The following is a 14,919-nucleotide window of genomic DNA, read 5'->3' as shown; positions in this document are numbered from 1 at the left end:
AAACCGAAGATTGTGATAAAGGGTGGCGCGTTCACAGCAAACTGTACGCTAAGGAGCGTTCCATGTTCAAAGGCTCGATGCCAGCACTCGTCACCCCGTTCCGAAACGGTGAGTTGGACCTGGACACGCTCAAACATCTGGTGGAATGGCAGATCCAGGAAGGTTCGACCGGGCTGGTGCCGGTGGGAACCACGGGCGAAAGCCCAACGCTCAGCCATGAAGAACACGAAGTGGTGGTGGAAGAGGTCGTCAAGGCCGCTGCCGGCCGCGTACCGGTCATCGCGGGTGCCGGATCCAACAACACGGTCGAGGCGATCCGGTTCGTGCAGTTCGCCGAGAAGGTCGGCGCGGCTGCGGCTCTGGTTGTCACGCCGTATTACAACAAGCCGACCCAAAAGGGTCTGATTGCCCATTTTAGGGCGTTGCATGATTGCGCGGGAATTCCGATTGTCATTTACAACATCCCGGGCCGCTCGGTGATCGACATGACACCGGCGACAATGGGCGAACTGGCACAGCTGCCGCGCATTGTTGGGGTGAAGGATGCAACCGGCGATCTGGCGCGGGTCAGCCAGCAGCGGGCAAGCTGCGGTACCGATTTCTGCCAATTGTCCGGGGAAGATGCGACCGCTCTTGGCTTCAACGCGCATGGCGGGGTCGGATGCATCTCGGTGACGGCAAACGTGGCCCCGCGCCTGTGCGCCGAATTCCAGCAGGCGACCCTTGCCGGTGATTACGCCAAGGCGCTGGCCTATCAGGACCGTCTGATGCCCCTGCACGAAGCGATCTTCATTGAACCCGGCCTTGTCGGCGCCAAATACGCGCTCAGCAAACTGAACCGTTGCAGTGAAGACGTGCGCTCGCCCCTGACCGGGCTGGACAGCAGCACAAAATCCGCCATCGACGCGGCAATGGTCCACGCCGGACTTCTCTGAACGCGTTCGACGCGAAAAAAGGGCGGCATTCACCGGGTGAAGCCGCCCTGTTTCTTTCCGGTATCCGGACTTCTTTTGTTCGAAATTCCGCCGGTGGTGGACTGAGCCTAAGGTTCAGGAGGGGGCTGACCCCCTCGTTTCAGCGCTTGCCGTAATACAGTCCGACCACATGCTCGGCCTGAGCGAAGAACAGCCAGCGTGATACGGCAACGCCAGCCAGGTGCGACAGCACGGCCAACAGCACAAAGAAATGGCTGAACGGCAATACCAGCAACACAACGGGGACAAGGAAGGCCAGCGTGAACGAAATGATCCGCAGTTTCTCGGCGTGTTTGCGTCCGACCACATGCACGAATTCGCGCAACAGGTAGTTGGTCCCGGTATGCGGTGGTTCAAACGCCCGGACGGCCCCCCTCGACCCAAGCCCGGTTGCGGTGCCCAGATCGGTCCCTGAAACCGCAAGGGCTTTGTCGCCCCGCACCCAGTACAGAATCTGAACCAACGCGGCAATCATCAGCAGGGGACGGGCCAATCCCGTCTGTCCGGCCAGCAAGGCGCCGCCGGCCAGGCTGAAGGTAAGAAACATGAGCGGGGTCAGTTTCATGTTCCAGCGTGGAATGGTCTTCAGCTGGGTATAGATCATCGAGGTGGTAAACACGGTCGCCAGTGAAAACAGCGCCCCCAATGCGCCCAGAACGCTCCAGCTTTGGCCCAGAAAGACCGCGCCAAAGGCATAGAGGCCCATAAGAACCAATGCGATGACCGCGCACCAGCCCTCACGCGAAAGCCAGCTTGATCGCCATTGGGTGAACGCCTTCAGCGCGCGTTCGGGGTGGCCCAGATGGAAGGTCGACGCCATCAGGCCGCCAACGGCCAGACCATAAGCGATTGCGTAGAAAGCAAAAGCCACCCAGCCGGTGACGTCCGGGCTGCCGAGGCCAAGAAAGAACAGCAGGCCAAAACCAAGGCCGGACAGCGTGGTGAAGATGATAACGGAAGGTGCCGGATGCATCAGAGCTTCTCCAGTGTTTTGTCGAGCCAGCCCAGAAAGCCCTTAGGTTCTTCGGCGACGGGTGCCAGAAGCGGTGCAAGGATGTCGATCTGGTCTTCGACGGTGTCCTTCGGGCGCGGCGGCAGGTATTTGTTGACGGGCTTGGTGCCCATTTCCGGCATCAGATCCATGCCATCCCGTTCGGCGACCAGTTTTGATACATCGCTGTTTGGGTCGCCCAGATCGCCGAAATGCCGGGCCCCGGCGGGGCAGGTACGCACACATGACGGGATGCGATCCACCTCGGGCAGGTTGTCGTTGTAAATCCGGTCGACGCAGAGGGTGCATTTTTTCATCACGCCTTCTGCCTGATCCAGTTCGCGGGCACCGTAAGGGCAGGACCACGCACAGAGGCCGCAACCGATGCAGTCGCTTTCATTGACCAGGACGATTCCGTCCTCGACCCGCTTGTAGCTGGCTCCGGTCGGGCAGACGGTGACACAGGGCGCGTCTTCGCAGTGCAGGCAGGATTTGGGGAAGTGGATCAACTGGGCGTGCCCTTCGGTCGGCTGCACCTCGTAGGAATGCACGCGGTTCAGGAAAGTGCCCGACGGGTTGCCGCCGTAAGCGTCCTGATCCGACAAAGGCGCGCCATAGTTTTCGGTGTTCCAGCCTTTGCAGGAAATCACGCAGGCGTGGCAGCCGACACAGGTGTCCAGGTCGATCACCAGACCCATCTTGCGCTCGGTTGACGGAGGGAGTTGGGTCATGTCATTGGATCTCCGCTGCCGGGAAGGGGGCCAGCCCCCTCTTGAGCCTGTGGCTCAATTCACCCCCGGGATATTTCTGGCCAGATGAAGTTTGGATCCCGGTCATTTGCCCACCTTCCATGCCAGATTGGTCGGGCCGGTTCCGACAGGTGACTTGATCGGTGGGAAGGCCGGCTGGCTTTCCGTCATTTCCTGCGGCGCGGCTGCTTTTTCGATTTTGACTTTCAGATCGAACCATGCGGCCTGTCCGGTGATCGGATCGGAGTTTGCCCAACGCAGCCCGTCACCTTTCGGGGGCAAAAGCTCGTGGATCAGGTGGTTCAGCAGGAAGCCCTTGGTGGCCTCGGGGGCGTCCTCCTGCAGGGCCCACGCGCCTTTGCGTTTGCCAATGGCGTTCCAGGTCCAGACAGTATTGTCGTTCAGCGCCGCCATTTCCATCACAGGCACGGTGATTTCACCATGCGGAGACGTGACTTTGGCCCAGTCGCCGTCCGACAGGTTGTGTTCCCGCATCAGTTTGGTCGGCACATAGAGCGGGTTGCGTCCGTGCAACTGGCGCAGCCACGCATTCTGGGTGCCCCAGCTGTGATACATTGCCATGGGCCGCTGGGTCAGGGCGTTGACGGTGAACCCCTCGTTCCCGGTCTGATCGGTTTCGTACCAGATCGGCAAAGGATCCATCGTGTCCTTGATGCGCTGGCGCAGATGATCGGGCGGTTGGCGCTCGCCATGCCCTTCGGCTGCCAGTTGGAATTTCCGCATCGGCTCGGAGTAGAGCTGGAACAGGTATGGTTGCGGACTGTCATAGAGGCCCAGATTGACGGCCCAGTCCTGATAGGCGCTGTTCCAGGGTTTGTAGTACAGCGCCTCATCCGGGACATGTTCGACGTAGAACCCGCCATTTTCAATGTAGCGGTTCAACTGATCCGGGTTCACCTCGCCGCGCCCGGCCTGATCGCCGTTCTCGCCGCGGAAGCCGGCCAGTGGGCCAATGCCCGGCTTGCGCTGGTGATTGACCATATAGTCGGCGTAATCGGTGTACTTGGCGGCGCCGTCTTCGTTCGTAAAGCCGGGCAGGCCCAGCTTGTTGGCAAGCTGGATCAGAACCGTCTGGAACCCGCGCACATCCCTGTCAGGCTCGATCACCGGCCAGCGGATGGCGTCTGCGGCGCCGTCCGCCTCGCAGATCGGGCGGTCAAGCAGCGAAATGCAATCGTGCCGCTCCAGATACGTGGTGTCGGGCAGGATAAGATCGGCATAGGCGACCATTTCCGAGGAATAGGCGTCGGAATAGATGATATGCGGGATCACATAGTCGCCGTTTTCATCCTTGTCCGTCAGCATGTCCATGACACCCTTGGTGTTCATGGTCGAGTTCCAGGACATGTTGGCCATGTACATGAACAGCGTGTCGATCTTGTAGGGATCGCCGGCATGTGCGTTTGAGATCACCATATGCATCAGACCATGGCTGGACATCGGGTTTTCCCAGGTGAACGCCTTGTCGATCCGCGCTGCGCTGCCGTCGGCCTTGAGCGCCAGATCATCCGGACCGCGTACAAAGCCCAGATGCGGGCCGTCCAGCGGTGAGTTCGGTGTGACCTTGCAGTGTGGCGTCGGGTGTGCCTCGACCGGTTTGGGGTAGGGCGGTTTGAACCGGAAACCGCCGGGAACCTCGACCGTGCCCAGAATGATCTGCAGCACATGCAGCGCCCGGCAGGTCTGGAATCCGTTGGCATGGGCCGAGACGCCGCGCATCGAGTGCATGGCGACGGGGCGGCCGATCATCTTGTCATGTTTCTCGCCCCGGAAATCGGTCCATTCCTGATCGATCTCGAAGGCCTCGTCAAAGGCGACGCGGGCGAGTTCCGCTGCAATGGCGCGGATGCGCTTGGCGGGGATGCCGCACTTTTCGGCGATGGCTTCGGGGGCGTATTCCTCGCTGAGGTATTTCTCGGCCATCAGGTGGAAGACCGGGCGGTGGGTGACGCCGTCTTTTTCGTAGGTGGCCGACAGGTCTGGGCGCACGCCGGGTTTGTCAAAAGCGGTCAGTTCGCCGGTTGCACGATCAATGACCAGCGGTTTGCCGTCTGTATCGCGCAGGAACAGGCCCTGTTCCGGCCCGTCCGAGGCGTTTACCAGCACAGGCGCGTTGGTGTAGCGGCTGAGATAGTCCAGATCGATCTTGCCGGCCTTCATCAGCACATGGATCATCGACAGGATGAACAGGCCATCGGTGCCGGGCGTGATCCCGACCCAGTCATCGGCCACTGCATTATACCCCGAACGGATCGGGTTCACGCCGATCACCCGCGCGCCACGCGCCTTGATTTTGCCGATGCCCATCTTGATCGGGTTGCTGTCATGGTCTTCAGCCACGCCGAACAGCATGAACAGCTTGGTGTGATCCCAGTCGGGCTGTCCGAATTCCCAGAATGCGCCGCCCATCGTGTAGATGCCGCCAGCCGCCATGTTGACCGAGCAGAACCCGCCATGGGCCGCATAGTTACAGGTGCCGAAATTCTGCGCCCAGAAGCTGGTGAAGGATTGCGACTGGTCGCGGCCGGTGAAGAACGCCAGCTTCTCGGGGTTGTCTTCACGCAGGGGCTTCAGCCAGCCGACGGCGATGTCCAGCGCTTCGTCCCAGCTAATTTCTTCGAATTCGCCCGAGCCGCGCGGCCCAACCCGTTTCAACGGTGCGCGCAGCCGTGACGGCGCGTTGACTTGCATGATCCCGGCACTGCCCTTGGCGCACAGGACGCCCTTGTTCACCGGGTGATCGCGGTTGCCTTCGATATAGGCGACCTTGCCGTCTTTCATGTGCACATTAATGCCGCAACGGCAGGCGCACATATAGCAGGTGGTCCGCCTGATCTCGTCCGAGACCTTGGGAGAAGTGTCTAGGATCGGCTGCTGATGCGTCATTGGCGGGTCCTGTCGGTTGTGTCGGGATGAACTTGTCACTTTCATTCCGAATTGAGAACACCGTTCTGCGAACGGCGCAAATATAAGTTCTATGTTCCGGCGGCCTGCAGGGCGGTCACGGCGATCATCTGAGTCACATCCTCGGCGCTGCAGCCGCGTGACAGGTCGTTGGCCGGCTGGGCCAGCCCCTGCAAAACCGGGCCGATGGCAGAATATCCGCCAAGGCGCTGGGTGATTTTGTAGCCGATATTGCCGGCGTCGAGATTGGGGAAGATCATGACGTTGGCCTGACCGGCCACAGACGATCCGGGGGATTTGCGATCTCCGACCGATGGTACGAAGGCCGCATCGAACTGCAATTCGCCGTCGACCTCAAGATCTGGTGCCGTCTGCCACAGGGTTTCAGTGGCTTCGATGACCTTGTCCACAGCGGCGTGTTTCGCACTGCCCTTGGTTGAAAAGCTGAGCATGGCGATTTTGGGATCAACACACAGCAATGCCCGCGCGGAGTTGGATGATGCGAGTGCGATCCTACCCAGCTCTGAAGCGCTGGGGTCGATCACAAGGCCGCAATCGGAATACAGCATTGCCCGCGCGCCCGGCATTGCGTTTTCTGGCGGGTACATCAGGAAGAATGAGGACACCATTCCCGCGTCCGGCGCCATGCCGATCACCTGAATGGCCGTCCGCACGATATCACCGGTGGTATGGATGGCGCCGCCGACCGTTCCGGTGGCGCGCCCGCTGCGAACCAGCATGGCGGCATAGACCAGAGGAGATTCGGCGGCTTTTCGGGCTTTGGCCTGATCCACGCCCTTGTGCTGGCGCAGTTCGAAATAGGCTTGGGCAAACTCTTCAGTCAGATCCGAAGTTGCAGGGTCGTGTATCGTCACGCCAACTGATGCGGAAGCGCCCAGGTCTTTCAGAGTGCCTTCGACGTCGGCGTGTACGCCGACCAGAATGATATCGGCCAGTTCAGCCGCATGGGCGGCAAGCGCCCCCGCAACAATGCGGGGGTCACTGCCTTCGCATAAGGAAATTACAGGTCGGGTTGCCGGGGCGCGCTGACGCAACAGCTCGATGGGTGTCAGGGTCATGCGCTCCGGCTCCGTCCTGCAATTACACGATCTGTTCGCGCATGTCGTCCGCGGACACACCGGCAACGGCTACGGGTTTCTTCATCGCGTCACGGCGGAACGGTTCGCCCAGTTCCTGGTTGATCAAGGCTTCGATCAGGGTGGTGATGCCGTTCTTCTGATCTTCGATCGCCTGGTTCAACGCTGCGGTCAGCTCGTCCTGGGTGCGGGCAACGACGCCCTTCAGACCACAGGCCTGTGCGATTCCGGCATAGGAGACCTTGGTGTCCAGCTCGGTGCCGACGAAGTTGTCGTCGAACCACAGGGTCGAGTTCCGCTTTTCCGCACCCCACTGGTAGTTGCGGAAGACGATCTGGGTCACGGCGGGCCATTCGTCACGACCGATGGCGGTCAGTTCGGTCACGGCAATGCCGAAGGCACCGTCGCCCGAGAAGCCAACGACCGGAGTGTCCGGGCAGCCGATTTTGGCGCCGATCACCGATGGCAGGCCATAGCCGCAGGGGCCGAACAGGCCGGGGGCCAGGTATTTGCGGCCTGCCTCAAACGACGGGTAGGCGTTGCCGATGGCGCAGTTGTTGCCGATGTCGGACGAGATGATCGCCTCTTTCGGCAGTGCGGCCTGAATGGCGCGCCACGCCATGCGGGGGCTCATCCAGTCGGGCTTGGCAGCACGGGCGCGTTCGTTCCAGGTGGTGCCCGGATCGTCCTGCTCGTGATCCATCGAGGTCAGTTCCTGTGCCCAGCGGGACTTGGTTTCCGCGATTTTCGCCTTGCGCGCATCGCGTCCTTCGTCGCCTGCGGTGTCCGACAGCTGCGCCAGGATGTTGGTTGCAACGGTGGCCGCGTCGCCCACGATGCCGACCGAGACCTTCTTGGTCAGGCCAATACGGTCGGGGTTGATGTCAACCTGGATGATCTTGGCGTTTGTGGGCCAGTACTCCATGCCATAGCCGGGCAGAGTCGAGAACGGGTTCAGACGGGTGCCAAGGCACAGAACGACGTCAGCTTCTTTGATCAGCTCCATACCCGCTTTCGAACCGTTGTAGCCCAGAGGGCCGGCAAACAGCGGATGGGAGCCGGGGAAAGCGTCATTGTGCTGGTAGCCAACGCAAACCGGCGCGTCCAGACGCTCGGCCAATGCCTTGGATGCCTCGATTCCGCCCTTGGACAGAACAGTACCGGCGCCGTTCAGAATGACCGGGTTCTTGGCCTCCGACAGCAGGGCGGCCGCTTCGGTGACGGCAGATGCGCCGCCCGACGGCAGTTCGAATTCGACGACGGCGGGCAGGTCGATATCAACAACCTGGGTGAAGAAGTCGCGCGGTACGTTGATCTGTGCCGGTGCCGAGGCGCGCTTGGCTTTGGTGATCACGCGGCTCAGGACTTCGGCCATCCGCGAGGGGTCGCGCACTTCTTCCTGATAGCAGACGCAGTCCGCGAACATGCGCATTTGTTCCATTTCCTGGAAGCCGCCCTGACCCATGGTCTTGTTCGCGGCCTGCGGGGTGACCAGCAGCAGCGGGGTGTGGTTCCAGTAGGCGGTTTTGACGGCGGTGACAAAGTTGGTGATGCCGGGGCCGTTCTGCGCGATCATCATCGACATCTTGCCGGTGGCGCGGGTGTAGCCGTCGGCCATCATGCCGCCCGAGCCTTCGTGTGCGCAATCCCAGAAAGTGATGCCAGCTTTTCCAAAAATGTCGGAGATCGGCATCATAGCCGACCCGATGATCCCGAACGCGTGTTCGATTCCGTGCATTTGCAGGACCTTAACAAAGGCCTCTTCCGTGGTCATTTTCATGTGTGCGCTCTCCAAGCAAAGGTGGAACGGGCCAGGCACCTTGCCTTGCCTTTGCATATGGTTTTGGCGCAAGGGTGGCAGCTGCGTTAGGGCCAGAACGCGCGGCGGAATATGTCCAGAGTCGGGCCGGATCACTCGCCAATAAATGTTACCGCCGGTCCCCTGTCGCGCCGTTGGCGTCCTTGGGACGTTGGAGGTACAGGGGGATTCTGCTTGAAAACCCGGCGTTCTAATACGCGCGGATTGCGTCGGCAATCAGCTTGATGCCCGGGGCTATGCGATCCGATGTGATTGACGAATATCCGAGGCGGTAAAAGTTCCGCGGGCGATCCGGTCCGGAAAAGAATGGCTCGCCCGGTTCGATATGCACGCTCTGGCTTTGCAGGTTGCGCGCAAGCTGTGTCGCATCCACATGATCGGGTGCCGACATCCATATCGATGATCCGCCCAACATACCGCGACCGGCGACCGTCAGGCCGTATTGTTCAACGGCTTTTTCAAGGGCATCCCGCCTTTGGGCAAGCGCGTTCGACATGCGCCGGATCTGCGCGTCATAGTGCCCGAGCGACAAGAAATAGGCGGCCGTGCGCTGGATATGGCCGGGCGGGTGGCGCAGAACCAGCGATCTCAGGGCGCGGGCTTCGCGAATGAAGGGCTCGGACCCGACCATGTAGCCCAGGCGTAAGCCGGGAAACAAAGATTTCGAGAAGCTGCCGACATAGATTACGCGCCCGTCCCGGTCCATGGATTTCAAAGCGGGTGAAGGTGCGCCCAGAAAGGACATCTCGAATTCGTAATCGTCTTCGACGATCATCGCGTTTAGGTGGCGCGCCCTGTTCAGCAGTTCGCCCCTTCGGGACACCGGCATGGTCGCGGTGGTCGGGCTTTGGTGACTTGGCGTAGTGAAGATGACGTCCGTATCGTCGGGGATGATGTCCGGCGAAAGGCCGTCCCGGTCGACCTTCAGCGGTGTGAGCTGACACTCGGAGTGGCTCAAAAGTTCGCGGAGGGCGTAATAGCAGGGGTCCTCGATCGCGGCCTTGCGAGTTTTGTTCAGCAGTATACGCGAGGCCAGCCAAAGCGCGTTCTGGGCGCCCAGCGTGATCAGAATCTCTTCTGGCCGCGCCGCGATTCCCCGGCGCGGCAAGGTATGGCGAGCGATGAACTCGATCAGCAGCGGATCATCCTGATCCACATAGTCGCCGGTCAGCGAGGCAAAATCCTTGTGACCCAGCGCCCGCACGGCGCACAGACGCCAGTTTGCGTGATCGAACAGGGTTCGGTCTGCCTGGCCGTAGATGAAAGGATACCGGTAATCGCGCCAGTCGCTGGGCTTGGGAAGGACATCGCCTTCGGAGAACCGGCGCGCCAGCGCGGTATTCCAGTCAACATTTTCAGCCCCACGCTGAACCGGAGTGTATTTTGGCGGCACCGGCGCGTTGTTTGAGACGTAATACCCGGACCGCCCTTTGGCAGTCAGGTAGTCATTTGCCAGAAGTTCGGTGTAGGCCAAAGTCACCGTGATCCGGCTGACCCCCAGATGCGCGGCCAGTTTGCGGGACGAGGGCAGTTTTTCCCCGACGTGAAACCGCCCTGACAAGATGCCTTCGGCTATCATCTGCTGGATTTGCGCCTGCAGCGTGCCCTGTCCGTTCAGCTCAAGAAAGAATGTGTCGACCGATATCCCCATAGGGCCTTATAGAGTGGACTTAATCGCGGGGCAATCTGGACTTAACCTCTTGTGGCGCGATTTGGCAAAAAACTGTTGACACGATGAAACCATAAACCTAAATAGCTAGAAAATTAGTTTAATAGAGGTGATGAAAATGTGGGAAACCGCTGCTGCAGGGTTTTCAGCCATGGGGTCCGAGGCCCGGCTGAAAGTTCTTAAGACCCTGGTCCGCGCTGGGCAGGCGGGGCTGACCGTGGGCGAAATCCAAAGTCGCACGGGCATTGCGCCATCGACGTTGGCCCATCATCTGCGGTTCCTTGCCGCCGGTGGTGTCGTGGAACAGGAAAAAGTCGGGCGCACCACGATTAACCGTGCCTGTTTCGATGAGCTTCGGGATCTTGCCCAGTTCATTCTGAGTGAGTGTTGCATGGACGAAGTGGGAAAGGCCGCGAACGATGGCTGAGCTGACACAAAATCCGAAGGTATCGACCAGATCCGTCGCCGATCTGATTAAAACGCCCTGGGCAGTGATCGTGGCGCTTCTTGCAGCCATCGCTGTTCTGGATCCCGGAAACTGGACCGAGGTGGTAACGTTTGCCGGCACGGCGCTGGCCCATACCGGTCAATACATCCTGTTTGCCGTGTTGCTGCTGTCCTATCTCAAGGCAACAGGGGCCGAGGTCATGGTGGCACGGGCCTTTGAGGGGCGCGAGACCCGAATGATCTTTCTGGCCGCCTTGTTTGGTGGTCTGGCTCCGTTCTGCTCGTGCGAGGTCATCCCGTTTATCGCCGGACTTCTGGCCCTGGGCGCGCCTTTGTCGGCCGTTATGGCCTTCTGGCTCAGCTCACCCCTGATCGATCCGCCAACGCTGTTGATTACGGCCGCGGCACTGGGGTGGCCGTTCGCTGTAGGCAAAGCCGTTGCGGCAGTGGCGCTTGGGCTGTTCGGCGGGTTCGTAGTGCGCGCCCTGATGCGCAACGGCGCCTTCTCGCAGCCTCTGCGCGAATACAAACCCGCCGGTTGCTGCGGCTGCGGCCCGAAGAAAGACGACAAACCGGTCTGGCGTTTCTGGCAGGACCCGGATCGCCGCGTGCGCTTCCGGTCCGAGTTTGTGTATAATGGTGTGTTCCTGCTCAAATGGCTTGCGCTGGCCTATGTGCTCGAGGCGCTTCTGGTCAGCTATGTACCGGCTGACATGATCGCCCGGGTTGTCGGTGGTGACGGTGTTCTGCCGATCGTGATCGCGGCGCTGGTTGGCATGCCTGCCTATCTGAATTCCTACGTCGCACCGCCGTTGCTGGCCGGCCTGACCGAACAGGGGATGAGCGCGGGTGCCGCCATGTCCTTCATGGTCGCAGGCGCAGTCAGCTCGATCCCGGCAATGGCCGCGGTCTGGTCGTTGGTCAAACCCCGTGTCTTTGCCACCTATCTGGGTCTGGGGATCAGCGGTGCAATCATCGCCGGAATACTGTTCCAGATGATCTGAAAATGAAAAACCGCCCGGCGTTCAGGCCGGGCGGTTTCAATTAGGTCGAGGCGGCTCAGCCAGCCTCGCAATATCGCGGCAGTTTGAACCGGTACCGCGCCTCGCCGCTTTCCACGTAAACCCGCTTTTCGACGCAAGCGCTGGTGCCAACGGATTGTGCAATCGGAGCTTCGGTCGACGTTATCGATGCCGCTGAACCATCCGGCAGGCGCACCGACGCCACGACGCCGTTCTTCAGGTCGCCATTGATCGGCGAAGCGGTCAAAACATCGGCGACAAAAAACGAGTCGTGTTCGTGCACGCCGTCGTCATTCAGGATCAGCAAACCTGCCGTTACGGCGATGAGGGCCAGCACACCAGCAATGGCCAGACCCTTCGTCTGGACAAAAGCATAGATGGATACAGCGCGATGCGGGCCAAAAATGGCTGACAGTACGTTCAGCATGGTTTTTCCAAAAAGCAAAACCCCGACCAGTCGGGCCGGGGTCACACGTCAATTATGGGCGCAGGTCGTCTTCATCCTCTTCCTCGCCGCCGCCCTTGGGCAGGTTGAAGAAGCTGTCGGCGTCCACGATCGGTTCGTTCTCTTCCTTGTCATCGCCGTCATCGGACAACGAGAAGGTCTCGAGACCCTCGATGGCAGTCGGGATCTTGGGCGCGGCGTCCATTTCCAGCGACTGCTCGGTCGAAACCAGCCTGCGGCGTTCGTCATCGCTCATGACGCCGCCTTCGGCGGCTTTCTTGGCGGCCGCCTTCTGAACGATCGCGTCCAGCTCGGACTGTTTGCACAGGCCCAGTGCGACCGGGTCGATCGGCTGCATGTTGGCGATGTTCCAGTGGGTACGCTCGCGGATCGACTGGATGGTCGGCTTGGTGGTGCCGACCAGCTTGGCGATCTGACCGTCGCTGAGTTCGGGATGGAACTTGACCAGCCACAGGATCGAGTTCGGGCGGTCCTGACGCTTGGACAGCGGGGTATAGCGCGGACCACGGCGCTTTTCTTCGCCCGAGGCGGCCGGGTTGAACTTGAGCTTCAGCTCGTGCAGTGGATTGTTCTGCGCCGCGTCGATTTCGTCCTGGGTAAGCTGGTTGTTGGCGATGGGGTCGAACCCTTTGACGCCAGCAGCAACATCGCCATCCGCGATGCCCTGCACTTCAAGCTCGTGCATGCCTACGAAATCCGCGATCTGCTTGAAGCTGATCGTGGTGTTGTCCACCAGCCATACGGCTGTTGCCTTGGCCATAAGCGGTTTTGCCATCAGCCCATCTCCTATAAATACATCTTTCCCGTCGCCGGAATTCGGCGGCCCCTTGGTGTTGGGTAGGTTTCCGTTGTCGGGGAACTTGGCCCGTATATAGTCGCGGGAAGGCAAGAAGGGAAGAGGCGAATGCGTCAAGGAATTGCGGGGCTGGTTTTGTGGGTGTTCGGTTCAATGGCGGCGCTGGCCGACGGCGAAAAGGCGGGTGAGTTCGACTATTACGTACTGGCGCTCAGTTGGTCGCCCAATTGGTGCGCCCGCGAAGGCGATGCGCGCGGATCGGAGCAATGCGATGCGCGGCATGATCACGGCTGGATTTTGCATGGTCTCTGGCCGCAATACCATCAGGGCTGGCCAGCCTACTGCCGCACGCCAGAGTCACCGCCAACGCGCCGCATGACCCGGGAAATGGAAGACATTCAGGGCAGTTCCGGTCTCGCGTGGCATCAATGGAAAAAGCATGGCACCTGTTCGGGTCTCCGCGCGACTGACTATTTCGCATTGTCCCGCCAAGCCTATGAGCGCGTTGAACGCCCACCGGTGTTTCGTAAACTGGATGCGTCGGTGAAACTGCCCGCCTCGGTCGTTGAAGACGCGTTTGTGAAAGCAAACCCGGGTCTTGAACGCGATATGGTCACTGTGACCTGCAAACAGGGCTATATAGAAGAGGTCCGCCTGTGTCTGTCGCGTGATCTGAAACCAGTGCCCTGCGGACGGGATGTGATCCACGACTGCACCGCCAAGGACGCCCTTTTCGATCCGATTCGCTAGAGCTTCTTGTTCTGGCAGTCCCGCGCATATTCCAGCGCCTTGGCCGTGCCTTTGAGGTCGATTGCCATCACACGCTCACCTGCCGGGTTGTAGACGGTCATGGTTCTGTTCTGCGCAATCGCGCTTACGAAGTTGCGGTCGGTGAAAAACACCGTCCCTCCAGGAACGCGATCCTGCCTGAACCCGATGGCGGTGGCGTCAAAGCTCTTGCCGTCCAGATCGAACCGGATCGGATAGGTTTTCCCGGGTTCGATATCGCCCCATGCCTTGTTGTAGACGGTGAAGTATCCGCGATCACCCAACGCGTCATAGCCCAGCCGCACGACCGACAGATCCTGATAGATCGTCTGGATCAGGCACCCGTTGCCAAGTGCGGGGTCCATCATGACGTTCCAGCCCTCGACAAAGCCTTTGTCGACAAGTTGTTGTGCCATAGCGGAGGTTGCGGTGAAAGCTGCAAAGGTGAAGGCGAGAAGGCGGGTCATCGAGGAATGCTCCAGCTAAAATGGTAGTGTTTGGATATCCTTAGCGCAGTTTTGCGCATAACCAAAGGCTGTGATCAGAAAGCGTGCAGCAGGCACGTGTCGGATAATAATGCGGCCGCCTCTACTGAAGTATCGTTTCCGTACCGTTGGAAAGATGGAAGACACACCCCTGTGTGCGAGGCAGCTTAAGCAGGCCTTCCTGATCTAGACCCAGCCAGATCCCCCTTAGCACCAAAGAAGTTACACCGTGGGTCACAATGATTGAGGGTTCTTCTTGCTCATCCAGAAAGGATCGGACTCTTGTCGATATCTCCTCAAAGCTCTCACCGCCAGGGCTGCGAAAAAACCACAAATAGCTTTCGTAGGCGTAGTCGATCTGCGACCTGATGACGTTCTTGGATACACCTTCCCATTGGCCAAATGCGATTTCCTGAAGGCGGTGGTCAGTTTCCAGTTGCAGATGGGGTGCAATCGCGAGCCGAGCCGTGTGCTGCGCGCGCTCCTGCGGGCTGACGACGACCCGAGACGGTGTGTTCGGAATGCGGCTCAGAATTTGGTTTTGAGTGCGCGCCTGCGCCTTGCCCGTTTCGGTCAGCGGAGAGTCCTTGCGGCCTTGAAATCTGCCAAGAGTATTCCACTCGGTTTCACCGTGTCGCAGTATGAATAGATCGGGATATCTGCTCATAAGTCACGTACAACTCTGGAAAATCAAAGCATGATTTCAGTTTG

14 protein-coding genes are annotated in these 14,919 nt (G+C 60.0%); 4 read left to right on the top strand and 10 right to left on the bottom strand.

From position 1 onward, the window contains the following. The first annotated feature begins 62 nt into the window (after window positions 1-62). Entirely contained in the window at window positions 63-935 is an 873-nt protein-coding gene (gene dapA, locus ACR0JW_RS09980) for a 4-hydroxy-tetrahydrodipicolinate synthase (RefSeq protein ID WP_170679499.1), read from the top strand. Window positions 936-1,074: 139 nt separating this feature from the next. Here the strand turns inward: dapA and ACR0JW_RS09975 are convergent, their stop codons facing one another. The 6 genes from ACR0JW_RS09975 to pdxR all read right to left on the bottom strand — a co-directional run bounded on the left by ACR0JW_RS09975 (window position 1,075) and on the right by pdxR (window position 10,206). After that, entirely contained in the window at window positions 1,075-1,947 is an 873-nt protein-coding gene (locus ACR0JW_RS09975) for a DmsC/YnfH family molybdoenzyme membrane anchor subunit (RefSeq protein WP_170679501.1), read from the bottom strand. Continuing rightward, window positions 1,947-2,696 carry a 4Fe-4S dicluster domain-containing protein gene (locus tag ACR0JW_RS09970; protein WP_170679503.1) on the bottom strand — a complete coding sequence of 250 codons (750 nt, stop codon included), beginning with the start codon at window positions 2,694-2,696 and terminating at the stop codon, window positions 1,947-1,949. Before ACR0JW_RS09970 ends, ACR0JW_RS09975 begins: the two co-directional genes overlap by 1 nt. A 102-nt stretch (window positions 2,697-2,798) precedes the next feature. After that, window positions 2,799-5,621, bottom strand: coding sequence for a molybdopterin oxidoreductase family protein (locus ACR0JW_RS09965; RefSeq protein ID WP_170679505.1), 2,823 nt, complete (start codon window positions 5,619-5,621; stop codon window positions 2,799-2,801). A gap of 89 nt (window positions 5,622-5,710) precedes the next feature. Beyond that, the gene (gene pta, locus ACR0JW_RS09960) at window positions 5,711-6,718 is read right to left on the bottom strand and encodes a phosphate acetyltransferase (RefSeq protein ID WP_170679507.1); all 1,008 of its coding nucleotides are present in this window, start codon (window positions 6,716-6,718) and stop codon (window positions 5,711-5,713) included. Between the two features lie 22 nt (window positions 6,719-6,740). Continuing rightward, window positions 6,741-8,516 (bottom strand): sulfoacetaldehyde acetyltransferase, encoded by a 1,776-nt coding sequence (gene xsc, locus ACR0JW_RS09955; protein WP_170614289.1) that lies wholly within the window; start codon window positions 8,514-8,516, stop codon window positions 6,741-6,743. 229 nt (window positions 8,517-8,745) lie between these two features. Continuing rightward, entirely contained in the window at window positions 8,746-10,206 is a 1,461-nt protein-coding gene (gene pdxR, locus ACR0JW_RS09950; RefSeq protein ID WP_170679509.1) for a MocR-like pyridoxine biosynthesis transcription factor PdxR, read from the bottom strand. A 136-nt stretch (window positions 10,207-10,342) separates the two neighbouring features. Between pdxR and ACR0JW_RS09945 the strand changes: the two genes are divergently transcribed. Both ACR0JW_RS09945 and ACR0JW_RS09940 read left to right on the top strand, forming a co-directional pair. Continuing rightward, window positions 10,343-10,651 (top strand): ArsR/SmtB family transcription factor, encoded by a 309-nt coding sequence (locus tag ACR0JW_RS09945; protein WP_480713891.1) that lies wholly within the window; start codon window positions 10,343-10,345, stop codon window positions 10,649-10,651. Continuing rightward, window positions 10,644-11,675 (top strand): permease, encoded by a 1,032-nt coding sequence (locus ACR0JW_RS09940; RefSeq protein ID WP_480713861.1) that lies wholly within the window; start codon window positions 10,644-10,646, stop codon window positions 11,673-11,675. The genes ACR0JW_RS09945 and ACR0JW_RS09940 overlap by 8 nt, the downstream gene beginning before the upstream one ends. Before the next feature lie 55 nt (window positions 11,676-11,730). Here the strand turns inward: ACR0JW_RS09940 and ACR0JW_RS09935 are convergent, their stop codons facing one another. Further along, the gene (locus ACR0JW_RS09935) at window positions 11,731-12,120 is read right to left on the bottom strand and encodes a hypothetical protein (RefSeq protein WP_170824899.1); all 390 of its coding nucleotides are present in this window, start codon (window positions 12,118-12,120) and stop codon (window positions 11,731-11,733) included. A gap of 52 nt (window positions 12,121-12,172) precedes the next feature. After that, window positions 12,173-12,934: a DUF1013 domain-containing protein gene (locus ACR0JW_RS09930; protein WP_480713860.1), complete on the bottom strand. Its 762-nt coding sequence runs from the start codon at window positions 12,932-12,934 to the stop codon at window positions 12,173-12,175. A gap of 129 nt (window positions 12,935-13,063) precedes the next feature. Between ACR0JW_RS09930 and ACR0JW_RS09925 the strand changes: the two genes are divergently transcribed. Further along, window positions 13,064-13,705: a ribonuclease T2 family protein gene (locus ACR0JW_RS09925; protein WP_480713859.1), complete on the top strand. Its 642-nt coding sequence runs from the start codon at window positions 13,064-13,066 to the stop codon at window positions 13,703-13,705. Here ACR0JW_RS09925 and ACR0JW_RS09920 read toward each other — a convergent pair. Both ACR0JW_RS09920 and ACR0JW_RS09915 read right to left on the bottom strand, forming a co-directional pair. Further along, window positions 13,702-14,190 carry a hypothetical protein gene (locus tag ACR0JW_RS09920; protein WP_170679519.1) on the bottom strand — a complete coding sequence of 163 codons (489 nt, stop codon included), beginning with the start codon at window positions 14,188-14,190 and terminating at the stop codon, window positions 13,702-13,704. The genes ACR0JW_RS09925 and ACR0JW_RS09920 overlap by 4 nt on opposite strands. Window positions 14,191-14,311: 121 nt before the next feature. After that, entirely contained in the window at window positions 14,312-14,875 is a 564-nt protein-coding gene (locus ACR0JW_RS09915; RefSeq protein ID WP_170679521.1) for a histidine phosphatase family protein, read from the bottom strand. Between the last annotated feature and the right edge of the window lie 44 nt (window positions 14,876-14,919).

Source organism: Ruegeria sp. BG6 (assembly GCF_056538465.1).
The sequence above is the reverse complement of the archived record's forward strand: the minus strand, read 5'-3'. Positions and strand labels throughout refer to the sequence as shown.

Coding starts and splice junctions, on each gene's coding strand:
- ACR0JW_RS09965 (WP_170679505.1), bottom strand. CDS start 5,621: ATGACGCATCAGCAGCCGATCCTAGACACTTCTCCCAAGGTCTCGGAC.
- ACR0JW_RS09915 (WP_170679521.1), bottom strand. CDS start 14,875: ATGAGCAGATATCCCGATCTATTCATACTGCGACACGGTGAAACCGAG.
- ACR0JW_RS09945 (WP_480713891.1), top strand. CDS start 10,343: ATGTGGGAAACCGCTGCTGCAGGGTTTTCAGCCATGGGGTCCGAGGCC.
- ACR0JW_RS09935 (WP_170824899.1), bottom strand. CDS start 12,120: ATGCTGAACGTACTGTCAGCCATTTTTGGCCCGCATCGCGCTGTATCC.
- xsc (WP_170614289.1), bottom strand. CDS start 8,516: ATGAAAATGACCACGGAAGAGGCCTTTGTTAAGGTCCTGCAAATGCAC.
- pta (WP_170679507.1), bottom strand. CDS start 6,718: ATGACCCTGACACCCATCGAGCTGTTGCGTCAGCGCGCCCCGGCAACC.
- ACR0JW_RS09940 (WP_480713861.1), top strand. CDS start 10,644: ATGGCTGAGCTGACACAAAATCCGAAGGTATCGACCAGATCCGTCGCC.
- ACR0JW_RS09970 (WP_170679503.1), bottom strand. CDS start 2,696: ATGACCCAACTCCCTCCGTCAACCGAGCGCAAGATGGGTCTGGTGATC.
- ACR0JW_RS09975 (WP_170679501.1), bottom strand. CDS start 1,947: ATGCATCCGGCACCTTCCGTTATCATCTTCACCACGCTGTCCGGCCTT.
- pdxR (WP_170679509.1), bottom strand. CDS start 10,206: ATGGGGATATCGGTCGACACATTCTTTCTTGAGCTGAACGGACAGGGC.
- ACR0JW_RS09925 (WP_480713859.1), top strand. CDS start 13,064: ATGCGTCAAGGAATTGCGGGGCTGGTTTTGTGGGTGTTCGGTTCAATG.
- ACR0JW_RS09930 (WP_480713860.1), bottom strand. CDS start 12,934: ATGGCAAAACCGCTTATGGCCAAGGCAACAGCCGTATGGCTGGTGGAC.
- ACR0JW_RS09920 (WP_170679519.1), bottom strand. CDS start 14,190: ATGACCCGCCTTCTCGCCTTCACCTTTGCAGCTTTCACCGCAACCTCC.
- dapA (WP_170679499.1), top strand. CDS start 63: ATGTTCAAAGGCTCGATGCCAGCACTCGTCACCCCGTTCCGAAACGGT.